Source organism: Micromonospora qiuiae, from assembly GCF_016863555.1.
Classification (GTDB): Bacteria; Actinomycetota; Actinomycetes; order Mycobacteriales; family Micromonosporaceae; genus Micromonospora; species Micromonospora qiuiae.
The window spans coordinates 50,023-67,204 of sequence record NZ_BOPC01000039.1 but is presented as its reverse complement, the minus strand read 5'-3'; the positions used below and the strand labels follow the sequence as shown (position 1 = coordinate 67,204).

General features: G+C 71.6%; 16 protein-coding genes. 12 read left to right on the top strand and 4 right to left on the bottom strand.

Annotated features, from left to right (window positions below; all coding sequences use genetic code 11):
• Positions 1–1,293 carry an acetyl-CoA C-acetyltransferase gene (locus Vqi01_RS15550; protein ID WP_204035509.1) on the bottom strand — a complete coding sequence of 431 codons (1,293 nt, stop codon included), beginning with the start codon at positions 1,291–1,293 and terminating at the stop codon, positions 1–3.
• Positions 1,294–1,347: 54 nt separating this feature from the next.
• Between Vqi01_RS15550 and Vqi01_RS15545 the strand changes: the two genes are divergently transcribed.
• The 6 genes from Vqi01_RS15545 to Vqi01_RS15520 all read left to right on the top strand — a co-directional run bounded on the left by Vqi01_RS15545 (position 1,348) and on the right by Vqi01_RS15520 (position 7,943).
• The gene (locus tag Vqi01_RS15545; protein WP_204035508.1) at positions 1,348–2,721 is read left to right on the top strand and encodes a 3-oxoacyl-ACP reductase; all 1,374 of its coding nucleotides are present in this window, start codon (positions 1,348–1,350) and stop codon (positions 2,719–2,721) included.
• Positions 2,718–3,743: a MaoC/PaaZ C-terminal domain-containing protein gene (locus Vqi01_RS15540; RefSeq protein WP_372444364.1), complete on the top strand. Its 1,026-nt coding sequence runs from the start codon at positions 2,718–2,720 to the stop codon at positions 3,741–3,743. The genes Vqi01_RS15545 and Vqi01_RS15540 overlap by 4 nt, the downstream gene beginning before the upstream one ends.
• 94 nt (positions 3,744–3,837) lie before the next feature.
• Positions 3,838–4,596 (top strand): NUDIX hydrolase, encoded by a 759-nt coding sequence (locus tag Vqi01_RS15535; protein WP_204035507.1) that lies wholly within the window; start codon positions 3,838–3,840, stop codon positions 4,594–4,596.
• The gene (locus Vqi01_RS15530; RefSeq protein WP_204035506.1) at positions 4,593–5,567 is read left to right on the top strand and encodes a serine/threonine protein kinase; all 975 of its coding nucleotides are present in this window, start codon (positions 4,593–4,595) and stop codon (positions 5,565–5,567) included. Before Vqi01_RS15535 ends, Vqi01_RS15530 begins: the two co-directional genes overlap by 4 nt.
• Before the next feature lie 10 nt (positions 5,568–5,577).
• Positions 5,578–6,537 carry a hypothetical protein gene (locus tag Vqi01_RS15525; RefSeq protein WP_204035505.1) on the top strand — a complete coding sequence of 320 codons (960 nt, stop codon included), beginning with the start codon at positions 5,578–5,580 and terminating at the stop codon, positions 6,535–6,537.
• Between the two features lie 149 nt (positions 6,538–6,686).
• Positions 6,687–7,943: an adenylosuccinate synthetase gene (locus Vqi01_RS15520; protein WP_204035543.1), complete on the top strand. Its 1,257-nt coding sequence runs from the start codon at positions 6,687–6,689 to the stop codon at positions 7,941–7,943.
• Between the two features lie 76 nt (positions 7,944–8,019).
• Here the strand turns inward: Vqi01_RS15520 and Vqi01_RS15515 are convergent, their stop codons facing one another.
• Entirely contained in the window at positions 8,020–8,658 is a 639-nt protein-coding gene (locus tag Vqi01_RS15515; RefSeq protein WP_204035504.1) for a TetR/AcrR family transcriptional regulator, read from the bottom strand.
• Between the two features lie 67 nt (positions 8,659–8,725).
• Here Vqi01_RS15515 and Vqi01_RS15510 point away from each other — a divergent pair, with 67 nt between their 5' ends.
• The 6 genes from Vqi01_RS15510 to Vqi01_RS15485 all read left to right on the top strand — a co-directional run bounded on the left by Vqi01_RS15510 (position 8,726) and on the right by Vqi01_RS15485 (position 15,112).
• Positions 8,726–9,178 carry an SCP2 sterol-binding domain-containing protein gene (locus Vqi01_RS15510; RefSeq protein WP_204035503.1) on the top strand — a complete coding sequence of 151 codons (453 nt, stop codon included), beginning with the start codon at positions 8,726–8,728 and terminating at the stop codon, positions 9,176–9,178.
• 1 nt (position 9,179) lies between these two features.
• Positions 9,180–10,394, top strand: a complete 1,215-nt coding sequence (locus tag Vqi01_RS15505) for an acyl-CoA dehydrogenase family protein (protein WP_204035502.1) — start codon at positions 9,180–9,182, stop codon at positions 10,392–10,394.
• A gap of 46 nt (positions 10,395–10,440) precedes the next feature.
• The gene (locus tag Vqi01_RS15500) at positions 10,441–12,003 is read left to right on the top strand and encodes an AMP-binding protein (RefSeq protein WP_204035501.1); all 1,563 of its coding nucleotides are present in this window, start codon (positions 10,441–10,443) and stop codon (positions 12,001–12,003) included.
• A gap of 192 nt (positions 12,004–12,195) precedes the next feature.
• Entirely contained in the window at positions 12,196–13,566 is a 1,371-nt protein-coding gene (locus Vqi01_RS15495) for a gluzincin family metallopeptidase (RefSeq protein WP_204035500.1), read from the top strand.
• The gene (locus Vqi01_RS15490) at positions 13,563–14,198 is read left to right on the top strand and encodes a hypothetical protein (protein ID WP_204035499.1); all 636 of its coding nucleotides are present in this window, start codon (positions 13,563–13,565) and stop codon (positions 14,196–14,198) included. Before Vqi01_RS15495 ends, Vqi01_RS15490 begins: the two co-directional genes overlap by 4 nt.
• A 353-nt stretch (positions 14,199–14,551) precedes the next feature.
• Positions 14,552–15,112: a hypothetical protein gene (locus Vqi01_RS15485; protein WP_204035498.1), complete on the top strand. Its 561-nt coding sequence runs from the start codon at positions 14,552–14,554 to the stop codon at positions 15,110–15,112.
• Between the two features lie 29 nt (positions 15,113–15,141).
• Here the strand turns inward: Vqi01_RS15485 and Vqi01_RS15480 are convergent, their stop codons facing one another.
• Both Vqi01_RS15480 and Vqi01_RS15475 read right to left on the bottom strand, forming a co-directional pair.
• Positions 15,142–15,825: a response regulator gene (locus Vqi01_RS15480; protein ID WP_204035497.1), complete on the bottom strand. Its 684-nt coding sequence runs from the start codon at positions 15,823–15,825 to the stop codon at positions 15,142–15,144.
• Entirely contained in the window at positions 15,822–17,153 is a 1,332-nt protein-coding gene (locus tag Vqi01_RS15475; protein ID WP_204035496.1) for a sensor histidine kinase, read from the bottom strand. The genes Vqi01_RS15480 and Vqi01_RS15475 overlap by 4 nt, the downstream gene beginning before the upstream one ends.
• Positions 17,154–17,182 lie beyond the last annotated feature (29 nt).

Sequence of the window (17,182 nt, the reverse complement as noted above, 5' to 3'; positions counted from 1 at the left end):
TCAGCGTTCGAGGATCGCGGTCACGCCCTGACCACCGGCGGCGCAGATGGAGATGAGCCCACGACCGCTGCCCTTCTCGGCCAGCAGCTTGGCCAGGGTGGCGACGATCCGGCCGCCGGTGGCGGCGAACGGGTGCCCGGCGGCCAGCGAGGAGCCGGTCACGTTGAGCTTGTCGGGGTCGATCGCGCCCAGCGGGGCGTCCAGGCCCAGCCTGTCCTTGCAGAACTCCGCAGATTCCCAGGCCGCCAGGGTGGCCAGCACCTGCGCGGCGAACGCCTCGTGGATCTCGTAGTAGTCGAAGTCCTGGAGGGTCAGCCCGGCCCGGGCGAGCAGCCGCGGCACCGCGTACGTGGGTGCCATCAGCAGGCCCTCGTCGCCGTGCACGAAGTCCACCGCGGCCGTCTCCGACCAGGAGAACCAGGCCAGCACGGGCAGGTGGTGCTCGCGCGCCCAGTCCTCGCTGGCCAGCAGCACCGTGGCGGCCCCGTCGGTCAGCGGCGAGGAGTTGCCGGCGGTCATGGTGGCCCGCTCGGCGTCCGGGCCTGTCGTGCCGAAGACCGGCCGCAGCGCGCCGAGCTTCTCCAGCGTGGTGTCCGGGCGGAGGTTCTGGTCGCGGGTCAGCCCCAGGTAGGGGGTCATCAGGTCGTCGAAGAACCCCTTGTCGTACGCGGCGGCCAGCCGCTGGTGCGAGCGCAGCGCGAACTCGTCCTGCGCCTGCCGGTCGACGTTCCAGCGCAGCGCCGTCCGGGCGGCGTGCTCGCCCATGGACAGGCCGGTGCGCGGCTCGGCGTTGCGCGGGATCTCCGGCTTGAACGGCTGGGCCGGGCGCAGCTTCGTGGCAATCTTCAGCCGCTCGCCGAGGGTGCGGGCGGAGTTGAGCTTGAGCAGCGTGCGGCGCAGGTCCTCGTTGACCGCGAGGGGGGCGTCGGAGGTGGTGTCGACGCCACCGGCGATGCCCACCTCGATCTGCCCGAGGGCGATCTTGTTGGCTACCAGGATGGTGGCTTCGAGGCCGGTGCCGCAGGCCTGCTGGATGTCGTACGCCGGGGTGCGCGGGTCGAGCTTGGAGCCGAGCACCACCTCGCGGGTGAGGTTGTAGTCCTTCGAGTGCTTCAGCACCGCACCGGCGACCACCTCGCCCACCTGCTGCCCGGCCAGCCCGAAGCGCGCGATCAACCCGTCCAGGGCGGCGCCGAGCAGATCGGAGTTGGAGGCGCTGGCGTAGCGCGAGTTGGCACGGGCGAAGGGGATGCGGTTGCCGCCGATCACCGCGACCCGTCGAACGTTCTGCACGATTGGCCTCCTCGAAAGTGTTGCCCGCACCTTACTCACCAGTAGGCTACGCCTATGACCGACAGGTACGCGAGCTTCGTCCAGTCGGGCCCCGGTCGGGCGCTGGTCAAGCGCCTCGGGTTGCCCGATCCGCCGCGACTGCGCCGACACGCTCCCGGCCAGCCGATCCTTCCCGGGCCGGTGCTGCTCGGCGCCGCTTCCGGTTCTCGCCTCGTCGAGCCGGTCGGCAGGATCCTGGCCTCCGCCGGGCTCGCCCTGCGCGATCCGGCCACCGCCGTGCCCGACCCGACGACCGGCCGTACGCCGGCCAGCGCCGCCCTCGTCTACGACGCTACCGGCATCACCGGCTCGACCGGGTTGCGTCAGCTCTACGACTTCTTCCACCCGCAGGCTAGGGCGGTCCAGCCCAGCGGCCGGGTGATCGTGCTCGGCACCCCGCCGGCTGAATGCGGCACGCCGCGCGAGGCGACCGCCCAGCGGGCTCTGGAGGGGCTGACCCGCAGCATCGGCAAGGAATTCGGGCGGGGGGTCACCGCACAGTTGGTCTACGTCACGCGCGACGCCGACGACGGCACCTGGACCAGTCTGGAGGCGACCCTGCGGTTCCTGCTCTCCGGCCGCTCCGCGTACGTCTCCGGTCAGGTGATCCGGGTCGGTGCCGGCCGGGCGACCGCGCCGGACGACTGGGACCGCCCGCTGGACGGGCAGGTCGTGCTGGTCACCGGCGCGGCCCGAGGCATCGGCGCGGCGCTGGCCCGGGTGCTGGCCCGCGACGGCGCCACCGTGGTGGCGCTGGACATCCCGGCGGCCGGCGACGCGCTGGCCGCGGTGGCCAACGAGATCGGCGGCAGCGCCGTGCAGCTCGACCTGACCGCCGCCGACGCACCGGCCCGGCTCGCCGAGCATCTGGCCAGCCGGCACGGGCGGGTGGACGTGGTGGTGCACAACGCCGGCATCACCCGGGACAAGACCCTCGGCCGGATGGACGCCGACCGGTGGGACCAGGTCATCGATGTGAACCTGTCCAGCCAGGAGCGGATCAACGACCTGCTGCTGGAGCGGGAGCTGATCCCGGCCGGCGGCCGGATCATCGGGGTCTCCTCCATCGCCGGAATCGCCGGCAATCGGGGCCAGACCAACTACGCCACCAGCAAGGCCGGCGTGATCGGGCTGGTCGATTCGCTCGCCCCGGCGCTGCGCGAGCGGCAGATCAGCGTCAACGCCGTCGCGCCCGGGTTCATCGAGACCCGGCTGACCGCCCGGATCCCGCTGATGCTGCGCGAGGCCGGCCGCCGGATGAACAGCATGTCCCAGGGCGGGCTGCCGGTGGATGTGGCCGAGACCATCGGCTGGCTGGCCTGGCCCGCGTCCGGTGCGGTCAGCGGCAACGTGGTCCGCGTCTGCGGCCAGAGTCTGCTGGGGGCATGATGGCCCGGCGCAGGCGTGGTGACGAGGAGCCGGCCGACGAGCTGTCGGTCGGCGAGCTGATCGACGGGCCCACGGAGATCATCACGCGGGAGATGCTGGCCGCCGCGCGGGCGGATCCGGCCGGTGGGGGCGCGACCGGTGGGGCGCCGCCCGGTACGCCGGCGACGCGGGAGCGGGTCGACCTGCCACGGCTGCCGGCGGCCGGTCCGCTTTACCGGCGGGCGCTGCTCAATGCGATACCGGGGCTCGGTGGCCGGCGTGGTGACGGGGTGCCGGCGGTGGAGCTGACCGTCGGTGGGATCACCGTGGACCCACAACGGCTGGCCGATTACGACCGGGTGTGCGGGTTCCGGCTCACCGACCGGCTGCCCGCGGCCTTCCCGCACGTCATGGGCTTTCCGCTGGCCCTGCGGTTGATCACCGCACCGGGGTTCCCGATCCCGCTGACCGGGGTGGTGCACGTCGGCAACCGGATCACCCTGCACCGGCCGGTCACCATCGCCGATCGGCTGGACCTCACCGCCTGGGCGGAGAACCTGCGCCCGCACGACCGGGGCCGGCAGGTGGACGTCGTACTGGTCGGGTCGGTCGACGGGGTGGAGGTGTGGCGTGGCGTCTCGACGTACCTCGGCCGGCAGCGCACGCCCGGCGAGGGTGCGCGGCGCGACCGGGGTGAGCGACCCGCGCCGCCGGCCGCGACCGCTCTCTGGTGGGTGGCGCCCGGGGTGGGCCGGGAGTACGCGCGTGTCTCCGGCGACCACAACCCGATCCACACGTCGCGGTTGGGTGCGCGGCTGCTCGGCTTTCCGCGGCCGATCGCACACGGCATGTGGAGCAAGGCCCGCTGCCTGGCCGCCCTGGAGGACCGGTTGCCCGATTCGTACACGGTGGACGTGGCGTTCAAGCTGCCGGTGCCGCTGCCCAGCACGGTCGCCTTCAGCGCCACATCCGAAGACGCCGGTTGGGACTTCGCTCTGCACGACCGAGACGGTCGACCCCATCTGGTGGGCACCATCCGCTGAGGAGGCGGCAACACAGCGAGGGTCGGGCACTTGCCCGACCCTCGTTTTCGCGCTAGGTTGTTCTCAGTTCGAGATGTTCTCAGAGTGAGTGTGATTGATCGTGAACGAGCAGGACTTCCTCGCCGCGTACGACCCGAGCGCCTTCCCGGCCGTGGCGGTCACCGCCGACGTGGTCGCCCTGACCATCCGCGACGCCGCGCTGCATCTGCTGCTGATCCGCCGCGGCGGCCAGCCGTACGCGGGCCACTGGGCGCTGCCGGGCGGCTTCGTCCGGCCCGACGAGGACCTGGCCTCCGCCGCCCGCCGGGAACTGGCCGAGGAGACCGGCCTCGGCGGCGAGCGGCTGCGGCGCGTCCACATGGAACAGTTGGCCAGCTACGGCGCGCCCGACCGTGATCCGCGGATGCGGGTCGTCTCCGTCGCCCACCTCGCCTTCGCGCCCGACCTGCCCGACCCGATTGCCGGCACCGACGCGGAGGAGGCGGCCTGGGTGCCGGTCGCCGAGTTGGCCAGCCGGCAGCTCGCCTTCGACCACCGCCGGATCGTCGACGACGGGCTGGAGCGGGCCCGCGCCAAACTGGAGTACACCCCGCTGGCCACCCGCTTCCTCCCGCCCGAGTTCACCATCGGCGACCTGCGGAGCGTCTACGAGACGGTCTGGGGGCACTCGCTGCACGCCGGCAACTTCCACCGCAAGGTGCTCTCCGTGCCGGGGTTCGTGGAGAGCACCGGAGCCAGCACCGAACGCGGTGGCACCCGGGGCGGTCCGCGTGCCCGGCTGTACCGCGCCGGCGACGCCCGACTGCTGCATCCGGCGCTGCTGCGCCCCGCTCGGGAGGAGACGGCACGATGAGGACCGACGAGGCGATCCGCCTGGTCACCACCGCCCGGGACGACGACGAGCTGTTCGGCGCCGACGAGCCGGAACGCCGCTACCGCGAGCTGGTCGCGGTGCTGCATCCTGACCGGCTCGGTTGGGTCGGGCCGGGCGTCCGCGCCGAAGCCACCGAGGCCTTCGTCCGGGTCACCACCCGGTGGCGGGCCCGCCGGGGGACGGTGCTGCGCGGCTACCGGTGCGGGCGGCCGGCGTACTCCGGTGACCTCGCCGACCTGTACGACGTCGGCGCCGACCGGCTGCTCAAGCTGCCCCGCGACCCACGCGACAACGACCTGATGGGCCGCGAAGAGCGCGCGCTGCGTCGGCTCGCCGAGCGGGGCGACCCCCGCTGGCTGCCATACGTGCCCCGGCTGGTCGACAGCTTCGCCCACCGGGACGCCGCCACCGGGGCCGAGCGACGGATCGTCGTGCTCGCCACCGCACCCGGCCTGCACAGCCTGGTCCAGGTGCGGCAGGCGTACCCGGACGGGCTGGACGCCCGAGACGTGGCCTGGATGTGGCGGCGGCTCCTGGTCGCGCTCGGCGTGGCTCACCGGGCCGGCGTGGTGCACGGCGCGGTGCTGCCCCCGCACGTGCTGATCGAGCCGGACGCACACGGTGTGGTGCTGGTCGACTGGTGCTTCTCGACCGAACCGCACGGCGTCGTGCCGGCGCTGGTCCCGGCCTATCAGGACTGGTACCCGGCCGAGGTCACCGATCGCCGTCCCGCCGGGCCGGGCACCGACATCGCCATGGCCGCCCGCTGCATGACCTGGCTGATGGGCCGTCAGGCGCCACCCGAGCTGCTCACCTTCGCCCGAGGCTGCCGGCAACGCGTCCTGCGCGCCCGCCCCGACGACGCCTGGCGGCTGCTGGGCGAGCTTGACGAGGTGCTGCACCGGCTCTACGGGCCGCGCACCTTCCGACCCTTCACCCTCAACCCCTAGGGAGGCTGCCATGGGCAGTGGAATCTGGTCCACCGACGTGTACGACGCCGCCGACCGCTACCGCCGGGCCACCGGCACCAGCGCGTTCTCGTACAGCGACAGCGGCGCTCGGAAGGTGCACCCGGCGCTGGACCCGCACGGCGTGGTGCGGGAGAGCCGCGATTCGGCCGAGCACCCGCAGTCGACCCCGATCGCCGTGCTCTTCGACGTCACCGGCTCGATGGGGCAGGTGCCCCGCACCCTCCAGGCCAAGCTGCCGCAACTGCTCGGTCTGCTGCTGCGCCAGGGGTACGCCCGCGACCCGCAGATCATGTTCGGTGCGATCGGCGACGCCACCTGCGACCGGGTGCCGTTGCAGGTGGGGCAGTTCGAGTCCGACAACCGGATGGACGACGACCTCGGCCGGATCGTGCTGGAGGGCGGCGGTGGCGGCCAGATGAGCGAGTCGTACGAGCTGGCGCTCTACTTCATGGCCCGGCACACGGCCACCGACCGTTGGGAGAAACGGGGCCGGCGCGGCTACCTGTTCGTCATCGGCGACGAGCTGGCGTACCCGAAGGTGAAGGCCGCCGAGGTGGCCCGGCTGCTCGGCGGCGGCTCGCGCGAGGACCTGCCGCTACGGCAGATCGTCGACGAGGTGACCCGTCGCTGGGACACGTACTACCTGCTTCCCGCCGGTAGCCACTACGCGGGCAACCACAAGGTGCTCGACTTCTGGCGCGGCCTGCTCGGCCAGAACGCCCTGGAACTGGACGACCTCGACGCGGTCTGCGAGACCATCGCCCTCACCGTCGGCCTCGGCGAGGAGGCCATCGATCTCGACGCGGGCCTGCGGGACCTCGACCGGGCCGGGTCGACGGCCACCGGCACCGTGTCCAAGGCGCTGGTACGCCTGGGCGGGGCGCGGCGGGCCGAGACCGTGGAGCTACCCGCCAACAGCGGCAACGCAAGCGGAGTCGTACGACTGTGACCGGCACCCTGGCGACTGGCACCCCGGCGGTCCCGGCGGTGGACGGCGGACGGCGGGCCGTTTCGGGCGACGCGGGGCGGACGGCCCCGGCGGCGGACGGCGGACGGCGGGTGGTCGCCCCGGTCGGCGGCGGGCGCGGAGAGCACGCGATCGTGGTCGACCTCGGGTACGGCGACGCCGGGAAGGGCACGGTCGTGGACTGGCTCTGCGCGACCCGGCCGGTGCACACGGTGGTCCGGTTCAACGGGGGCGCGCAGGCGGCACACAACGTCGTCCTGCGCGACGGCCGGCACCACACGTTCGCGCAGTTCGGCGCCGGCACGTTCCGCCCCGGCGTGCTTACGCACCTGTCCCGGCACGTGGTGGTGGACCCGCTGGCGCTGGCCGTCGAGGCCGACCACCTCGCCAGCGTCGGGGTGCCCGACGCGCTCGACCGGCTGACCGTGGACGGGGAGGCGCTGCTGGCCACCCCGTACCACCGGGCCGCCAACCGGGCGCGAGAGCTGGCCCGCGGAGCCGACCGGCACGGCTCCTGCGGGCTGGGGGTGGGCGAGGCCGTCGCATACGGTCTCGCCCACCCCGCCGAGGCCCCCCGGGTGGCGGACTGTCACCGTCCCGAGCTGCTGCGCCACCGGTTGACCGTGCTGCGGGACCGGCTCACCGCGGAACTCGGCCCGCTGGACGCCCCGCCGGTCGCCGACTGCCTGCCGGCGTACCGTGCCTTCGCGCAGCGGGTGGCGATCGTCGACCGATCCTGGCTGGCCGGAGCGCTGCGATCCGGGCCGTGCGTGTTCGAGGGTGCGCAGGGAGTGCTGCTGGACGAGTGGCACGGCTTCCACCCGTACACGACGTGGAGCACCACCACCTTCGCCAACGCCGAGTCCCTGCTGGCCGAGGCCGGGCTCGGCGGGGCGGCGACCCGGATCGGGGTGCTGCGCACGGTCACCACCCGGCACGGGCCGGGTCCGCTGGTCACCGAGGATCCGGCGCTGCCACTGGCCGATCCACACAACCCGACGAACCCGTGGCAGGGCCGCTTCCGGTTCGGCCACTTCGATGCGGTCGCCCACGCGTACGCCCTGGCGGTCGCCGGCGGGGTCGACGGCCTGGCGCTGACCCACCTGGACCTCGCCGATCGTGGCCTCGACCTGCGCATCTGCCGCCGTTACGACAACCTGGACCGGCTCGTTCCGGGCCCACCCGGCGACCTCGACCGGCAGGCCGCCCTCACCGCCCGCCTGCTGCGCGCCCGTCCGCTCTACGACGGCGCTCCACCCACCGACTGGCCGCAGGCGGTCGCCGAGGCGCTCGACACCCCCGTGCTGCTCACCTCCCACGGCCCCACGGCCGAGGAGAAGGAAGGGCCCCTTATTAACGCCTGGTGTAGAGGAAGGGCCCCCTCTTAACATCTGGTGCCACGGCCAGCAGTGGCAGCGCGTACCGCCGAAGAAGTGCCCGGGCTTCGACGATGATCCGGTGCCCTTACGCCGCAGGCGGGTGCCAGGTGATGCCGCGCAGGAGCTGGCCGGCGCCGAGCCAGGCGGCGTTCATCATCCGGGTGGCGGTCGTTTCCGGGTCGGCCTCCGGGTGGTCGGCCAGCCAGTCGGCCAGCGACTCGGTTGCGCCGACCAGGGCGTACGCGACCACCTCCAGCTCGGTCTCGGCCACCTCGCGCCCCTCGGTGCGCAGCGCGTTGTCGAGCATGCCGGCGACCACCTCGATCATTCTCGCCCGCATCATGGTCAACTCGTCGACGAACGGCGGCTCGCCCCGGGCCTGCCGGTAGAGCACCGACCAGCCGTCCCGGTGCGCACCAACGAAGCCGAAGAACGCCCGCAGCCCGCGCCAGAGTCGTTCGTCGGCGGGTAGGTCGGGGGCGGCGGCCCCGGCGATGGCCTCCACCATCCGGGTGCCCTCCCGGTGCAGGCAGGCGACGAAGAGTTCCTCCTTGGAGCCCAGGTACGCGTACACCATGGGCTTGGAGATGCCGGCTTTCTCGGCGATCTCGTCCATGCTGGCACCGTGATAGCCGCGCCGGGAGAAGACCCGTACGGCGGCGTCGAGCATCTGCTGTTCGCGTACGGCCCGGGGTAAACGTCTGAAGGCGGGCGTGGTGACCACCTTGCGAGCATACCTACTCGTACGTAGGGTTACGCATGAGTAGCCATTGTCCGAGAGGTGGATCCCCATGACTGACTTCGATCCGGCCAGCTTCGCCAACGTCGGCCCGAAGGAGTTCGCCCAACTCGTCAAGAACACCCCGGATAGCAAGCTCACCGAGGTGATGTCCGGTGAACTGCGCGGCAAAATCCTCGGTGAGGTCTTCGGGCGGATGCCGCAGCTTTTCCGGGCCGACCGGGCCGGCTCGACCAACGCGGTCATCCACTGGAACATCACCGGCGGCCCCGACGGCGGCACCGACACCTACGAGGTGGCCATCGCCGACGGCACCTGCACGGTCAACGAGACCCCGCAGCACGAGCCGCGGCTGAGCCTGACCATGGGCCCGGTCGAGTTCCTGAAGGTCGTCTCCGGTGGCGCCAACCCGGTCATGATGTTCATGACCGGCAAGCTCAAGGCAAAGGGTGACCTGGGCCTGGCCGCCAACATCGCCAACCTCTTCGACATCCCCAAGGCCTGAGATGGTCGAGTTCTCGCTCGACCTGAACGAGGAACAGCGGGATCTGCGCGACTGGGTGCACGGCTTCGCCAGCGAGGTCGTGCGCCCGGCCGCGGCCGAGTGGGACGCCCGCGAGGAGACCCCCTGGCCGATCATCCAGGAGGCGGCGAAGGTCGGGTTGTACGGCTTCGAGTTCCTCGCCACCTGCTGGGCCGATCCCACCGGGCTCTCGCTGCCGATCGCCAGCGAAGAGCTGTTCTGGGGTGACGCCGGCATCGGCCTGAGCATCTTCGGCACATCCCTCGCGGTCGCCGCCATCTACGGCACCGGCACCCCTGACCAACTCGTCGAATGGGTGCCGCAGTGCTTCGGCGACGTCGACTCGCCGGCCGTCGCCGCATTCTGCTCCTCCGAACCGGAGGCCGGCTCGGACGTCGGCGCGATGCGCACCCGGGCCCGCTACGACGAGGCGACCGACGAGTGGGTGCTGCGCGGGCAGAAGGCGTACGCCACCAACGGCGGGATCGCCGGGGTGCACGTGGTGATCGCCTCGGTCGAGCCGGAGCTGGGGTCACGGGGGCAGGCGGCCTTCGTCGTACCGCCGGGCACCGCCGGGCTCAGCGCCACCCGCAAGCTGCGCAAGCTGGGCCTGCGGGCGTCACACACGGCGGACGTCTTCCTCGACGACGTACGGGTGCCCGGGCGGTGCCTGCTCGGCGGCAAGGAGGCGCTGGACGAGCGGCTTGCCCGTGCCCGGTCCGGGCAGCGCGCATCCGGACAGGCCGCGATGCGTACGTTCGAGCTGTCCCGGCCCACCGTCGGCGCCCAGGCGCTCGGCGTGGCCCGGGCCGCCTACGAGTACGCGCTGGACTACGCCAAGGAGCGCGTCCAGTTCGGCCGGCCGATCATCACCAACCAGGCGGTCGCCTTCGCCCTCGCGGACATGAAGATGGAGATCGACGCCGCCCGGCTGCTGGTCTGGCGGGCCTCCTGGATGGGCCGCAACAACCGGCCGTTCACCGCCGGCGAAGGGTCGATGTCCAAGCTCAAGGCCGGCGAGGTGGCCGTCTCGGTCACCGAGAAGGCCGTCCAACTGCTCGGCGGCGCAGGCTTCCTGCGTGACCACCCGGTCGAGCGGTGGTACCGGGACGCCAAGATCTACACCATTTTCGAGGGCACCTCGGAGATCCAGCGCCTGGTCATCTCGCGGGCGATCTCCGGAATGCAGATCCGCTGACCCGACGATCCATCGCGCCCCGGCGAGGAGAAGGAGGTACGCGGGTATGGACCTGCCGTTCATCGTCACCACGCTGACCCGCCGTGGCCTGCTCGCCCCCGGCCGCCCGATCCGCGTCGCGTCCCAACTCAGCGCCCTGCGCAAGTGGGGGTGGAGCCTCGCCGGTGAGCTTCGCCAGGCGGCGGCCCGGGACCCCGACCGGGTGGCGATCATCGATGAGCAGGGTGCGGAGCTGACGTACGCCGAGCTGTTGGACCGCTCCGAGCGGCTCGCCCGCGCCCTGCGCGCCGGGTTGGGCGTCCAGACCGGCGACCGGATCGCCGTGCTCTGCCGCAACCACCCGGGCCTCATCGAGACCGTCGTCGCCGGCACCCTGCTCGGCGCGGACACCGTACTGGTCAACACCGGTCTCTCCCCGGCGCAGCTGGCCACCGTGGCCGAGGAGCAGCAACTACGGGTGCTGGTGCACGACGACGAGTTCACCGAACGGGCGCTCGGGCTCCCGGCCGCGCTGCACCGCCTCGACGAGCGGGCCCGGGAGGAACTGATCCGCACCGCCCTCCCCGGCGAGCTGCACCCGCCCGAACGGGACGGCCGGATCATCGTGCTGACCTCCGGCACCACCGGGGCGCCGAAGGGCGCGCGCCGACCGACCCCGAACGGTTTCGGCCCGCTCGTGTCCATCATCGACCGGATCCCCCTGCACGTCCGGGACCGGGTCATGATCGCCGCGCCGGTCTTTCACACCTGGGGGTACGCGGCCCTCCAGGTCTGCTTCGCGCTGCGCGCCACCATCGTGCTGCACCGGCGCTTCGACCCCGCCGCCACCCTGGACGCCCTGGCGCGACACCGCTGCCAAGCACTGTTCGCGGTGCCGGTGATGCTGCAACGGCTGATGGAGGTGCCGGCGCCGAATCCCCAGCCGCCGCTGAAGGTGGTGGCCGTGAGCGGCTCCGCGCTGCCCGGCGGCCTCGCGTCGGCCTTCATGGACACCTACGGCGAAGTGCTCTACAACCTGTACGGCTCGACCGAGGTTTCCTGGGCTTCCATCGCCACCCCCGCCGACCTGCGTACCGCCCCCACCACCGCCGGCCGACCACCGCATGGCACCCGGCTGGCGATTCTCGACGACGCCGGCGAGCCGGTTCCCGCCGGCCGGGTGGGTCGCATCTTCGTCGGCAACGAGATGCTCTTCGAGGGCTACACCACGGGTACCGACCGGGAACGCCACGACGGCCTGCTCGACACCGGCGACCTGGGGCGGGTCAACGCCGACGGCCTGCTTTTCGTGGACGGTCGGGCCGACGACATGATCGTCTCCGGCGGGGAGAACGTCTTTCCGTCCGAGGTGGAACAGTTGCTCGCCCAACTCCCCCAGGTGCGCGAGGCCGCCGTCATCGGCGTACCCGACCCGGAGTACGGCCAGCGCCTCGCCGCCTTCCTCGGGCTGCACCCCGGCGAGACCCTCGACGCCGACGCGGTCCGCGAGTACGTCCGGCACTACCTCGCCCGCTTCTCCGTGCCCCGCGACGTCGTCTTCGTCAGGTACCTGCCCCGCAACGCCACCGGCAAGGTTCTCACCCGCGAGCTACGCCGCTACTACGGCTGAGCCCGTACCGCGCTGGTTGTAGGAGGCCGGACGACTACCGCGACGGGTGGAACCGAAGATCAAACCTGTACCGGATGATTCGCCACGCCGCCGTCCCTAGCGTGTTGGTCGGTGCCTTGCCTGCCCGGTGTCGCATGGGGGGCCGCCGGAGGGCAGGGCACCGACATCAGTCACCTCGAGGAAGGTCTGTGCGTGTCGACGGGGAACTGGCTGGGCACCAAGGCCGGTGGGGCGCGGTTGTCGAGGCGGGGCATGCTGATCGCGGGCGGCCTGCTGCTCGCCGGCTGTGGCGGGCGCGAGCGGCCGCAGATCGAGAGCAAGGACGCCGGAAGCACCAGGGACAAGAACAAGCGCCGACTGCGGGAGATCCTCGACCGGCAGGCCAAGGCGGTGAAGGAGAAGGACGAGAAGGCGTACCTCGCCGACCTGGACAGCTCCAACGCCGAACTGATTGAGCACGAGCGGATGGTCTTCGCGAACCTGCGCCAGTTCGAGTTCGCCGAGTTCGGCTACAACACTCAGCGGCTCATCGCGCACGGCGATCACACCTTCGGGCCGGTGTTCCGGATCGCCCAGTTGGTCGCCGACGAGAGCCCGGTAGGCGCGGCACCAGCAGAGACCTTTCGGTACCGGCTCGCTCCGAAGGACGGCGGCCAGCTGGTGATCGCCGAGATCACGCCGGCCACCAATGAAAACCAGAACGATGCGATGCTGAACGGTCCGCTGGCCCACGAGGCGTGGAACATGACCCCGCTACGGGTGGTGCAGGCCGCGGAGGACGTCTGGTTGGTCGGCGACAAGAGCGTGCCGGATCTTGAGAAGTACGCCAGGGCCGCAGCCGCCGAGGCGGCCATCGTGGGGAAACTCTGGGGTAGCCGGACGCGCTTCCCTGGCAACGTCATGTATCTGACTCGCGACGACGACAACTACCGCGAATGGTTCAGCCTCGGCCGCTCTTCCACGTTCCTGCCAGAGATCAGCGGTTTCCAAACATCCCGGATAGGCGTACGCAAGAACGGTCAGGTCTACCCGGACCAGCACGCTGGCGCCGCCACGGTGATCAATCTGAAGAACATCCGGGACTACTACTCGGGCGAGGACCCCCGGGTGACGATGCATCACGAACTGGCGCACTCCGTGACCGCCCAGATGCGGGCCACACCCTCCATCCTCTCTGACCTGGGCGCGCCGACCTGGGCGGTCGAGGGCTTCGCCACCTGGGCGACCGGTGTGCGGTGGCCGTCGGAGGCAGGTAGATACCGCAGGCAGCTACGAGCAAACCTTGGCTCGTTCAAGGGCTTGCCGTCCTCGAAAAACTTCTACGGCGCGAAGCGCGGCTTCAACTACCTGTTGGGCTGGTCGGTCTTCGCCTACATCGCGCAGACCAAGGGGCGGGACGCGGCCGTCGAGTTCTATGCCCAGGTCATCCCGCTCAATGACACGCTGGAGCCGTTCGTAGAGCTGCCGATCTTCGACGGCATCTGCGAACGGGCGCTCGGCACCTCGGCGGGCGCCTTCCTTGAGGGATGGAAGCGTTTCGTGCGCGGGGGTGCGGGGGCATGAGCGATCCCACCCTCTCGCGACCCGGTGGCACCTCACCGTCCGACCCGCCACCCGGTCCGCCGGCTGGCGTCCCCGCGACGACGACCAGGGTACGGAGCTGGCGACGTGTGCTCATGGTCTCGGCGATCGTCGGTCTGCTCGGCGCACTGGTCGCCGGGGTCGGCGCCTACCTGCCAACCAACCGGTACCAGGCCACCGCGACCACCGTGCCCTGCCGCCGGGTTGTCTGTATCCCGGTCCTCAAAGCCAGTACCGTCGTTGACGCGCTGCGGGCCAAGGGACACCCCTGTGAGCAGGAACGGGACCGCTACTGGAAATGCGAACTGGTGGTCGGCACCATCACCTTCGAGACCACGATTGACGAGGTTGAGGGGTTGATCTCCGACGTGAGCGTGCTGGTCGCACGCCCGGCCGACGAGGAGCCGACGGAGGCGGTCATGGACTACCTGCTGTGGCTCGCGGCACTGCCCTACACCGCCGACGAGGCGCTGACCGAGGAGGTCAACAACTGGGTGATCGATCGGATCGAGGCCAACGAGGACACCGAGGCGGAGATCGGTGGCTACAACTACACCGTGACCACGAGCAGTCCGGGGTCCATCCGCCTCCGCATTAGCGGAGCCCTGCGATGAACCAACGACCACCCGTGCACTACTCACCCGACGGCAGGTACTGGTGGGACGGCGCCGCTTGGCGTCCGGTCGCCCCCGGCACTCCGGCTCCGCCCGCTCCACCGGCCGCTAGCCCTTCCACTCAGCCTGCGCCGCCCGTCCCGCCCGTCCCGCCCGTCCCGCCCGTTCAGGCCGTTCAGGCCGTTCAGGCCGTTCAGGCCGTTCAGGCCGTTCAGGCCGTTCCGCCGGTCCCGCCTGCGCCGCCGGTCCCGCCGGTGGTCCCACCACCCCCGCCTGTTCAGCCCGCTATGCAGCTTCCCGGGCCCCCGATGCCGGTTCGGCCTCCCGTCCGGTCCACCGGCCCAGGGAAAGCAGTGACCGTGCTGGTGACCGTCGCCGCGCTGCTGGTCGGCATGCTCGGTGGCGGCGTCGTCGGGGCGCTGGCTGGCACAGTGACCGGCACACCGCCGGGCAGCAGCGAGCCACCGCCAATGACCGAGAACTTCCCTGAGGGGGACGACCGTTACCTCCCGGGCGTCACCGTCACGCTGATCGCGAAGCAGTGGCTGGAGCAGGCAAACTCGTGGACCTGCACCCCGGGACCGGATCCCGACCTGGAGCGCGCTAAGCACGAGACGCGGTGCGAGGGACCTGGCAGGACGGACCTCTACCTCTCGGCCGTCATCAACCACGACGATGACGCGAAGGTGACGGACATCCGGGTCGAGTGCAGCTACCGCGCCGGTTCGCCGATGTGCCGGAGCCTCTTCGAAAAGTTCGCCGACGCGCTCCTGCAGTCGCAGCGAGAGTTGATCAAGCCAGCCACCGACTGGGCGGAGAAGAACGTCGACCGGGACAGCGCAGCCGTCTTCGGTGGCATCCGGATGGAGATCTCACTGTCGCCGCACGAGATGCGGGCCACCCCGTGGGTGTGAGTGCCAGGTCGATCGGATCGGCCCCGGCATCAGTCCGGTCGATGCCGGGGTGTCACCAGACCGGTCTCGTACGCGAGCACGACGGCCTGCGCCCGGCTCGTCAGGTCGAGCTTGCCCATGGCCCGGTTCAGATGGGTCTTCACGGTGGCCTCGGAGATGACGAGCTGGCCGGCGATCTCGGCATTCGACAATCCACGGCCCACCATCTGCAGCACTTCGCGTTCACGGGCGGTCAGCGCATGCAACTCCCGCCGCTGCTCGGGCACCGGCACGGACCCGGGCAGCGACCGGGCCACGTACGCCTCGACCAGGCGCCGCAGGATGCTCGGCGCGAACAGCATGGTCCCGGCCGTGACGGCGGCCACGGCGTCGAGTAACTGCTCCGGTGGTGTGTCCTTCAGCAGGAAGCCGGACGCGCCGGCGCGCAGCGCCTCGTAGACGTACTCGTCCAGGTCGAAGGTGGTCAGGATGAGCACCTTCGGAGCCGGGCCGTCCACCGTCGCGGCGATCCGCTCGGTGGCCGCGATCCCGCCCATCCCCGGCATCCGCACATCCATCAGAACGACATCGGGTGCGGTGACGGCGGCCAGCCGGACCGCCTCCTCCCCGCTGCCGGCCTCGCCCACCACGACGATGCCGGGCGTGGCCCGCAACAGCGCGGCGAGTCCGCTGCGGATGAGGACCTGGTCGTCCACCACGAGCACCCGAGTCATTCGCTCATTGTGGACGACGGCGGCGACGCGGCACCGTCGCCGACGATCGCTGCCGCGCCGGGGTCGGACTTCGGCGGCGAAGGCGGCGGCGTGGGCAGGGTGAGCCGGACGGTGAAGCCGCGCTCGTCCCGCTCGACCCGCACCGTGCCGCCGTACTGCCGGGCGCGTTCGGCCATCCCGATCAGCCCGCGCCCACCGCCGGTTCCCGCCGGACGTGGTAACCGGCGGGGAGTGTGCTGAGGCCCCTCGTCGGCCACGGTGGCGACGAACCGGTCGTACTGGTAGTCGAGCGTGACGGTGGTCGCGCCGCCGGAATGGTTCAGCACGTTCGTCAGGGCCTCCTGAAGGAACCGGAACACGCACAGGTCAGGACCGGGCGGCAGGGCGCGGGGGACGCCGGTCATCACGGTCCGGACGGGGACACCGGCGGCCCGGATCCGGGAGACCAGGTCATCGAGGCGGGCCAGCCCCGGCGCCGGCTGCTCCGGCGAAGGCGGGTCGGTGGCCTCGGGCTGCCCCGGCCGCAGGACACCGAGCATGCCACGCATCTCGGTGTGCGCCTCGCCGACGGTGTCCAGTACGTTACGCAGCGCCGTGCGAGCCGTCGGCGGGTCGGAGGTCAGGACGTACCAGGCGAGTCCCGCCTGAACCGACACCACCGACAGGTGGTGAGCGACGACATCGTGCAGGTCACGGGCGATACGCAGCCGCTCGTCGGAGACCGCTCGCCGGGCCAGCTCCTGCCGGTCACGGCGCAACTCCTCGGTCAGTGCCGCGAGTTGCTGGCCGCGTTCATTGAGACGCCGGGCGGCGCTGCCCAGGTAGCACACGACCGCTGGCCACACCAGACTCTGCGTGAGGGCACCGACGAGCGATCCCTGCCGATCGAGCAGGCCGCCGTAGATCCAGACCACGGCGGGCGCCGAGGCTGCCGCAACGGTCGGGCCGGCCGACCGGGCCGCGGCGACGGTGTAGAGGGCCAGAAGGGCACCGGAGCTGTTCACCACCGGGTGGTAACCCAGGGTGATGTACATCGCCCAGATCGCGCAGAGAAGCAGCAGTACGATCACCGGTGCCCGGCGACGGCCCACCAGGGTCAGGGTCGCCAGGCAGGTCAACGCCCACGCCGGGCCATCGAAGTCGCGGTACAGCCCGCTGGAGTCGCCGGCACCGATGCCGAGATTCACTGCGCCGGTGGCCGCCGCGATCGCGCCGTCGAGCAGCCACGGGTGACGGCCGCCGAGGCCTCGCAGGCGCGCGTACGCGATCGACCGTCGCCCTCCCCCGGGCCCGCCGGCCGGCTGCGGGTGCTCTGGTCCTCCCCTCACCGGGACTCACCGTGGCCCTGCCGCATCCA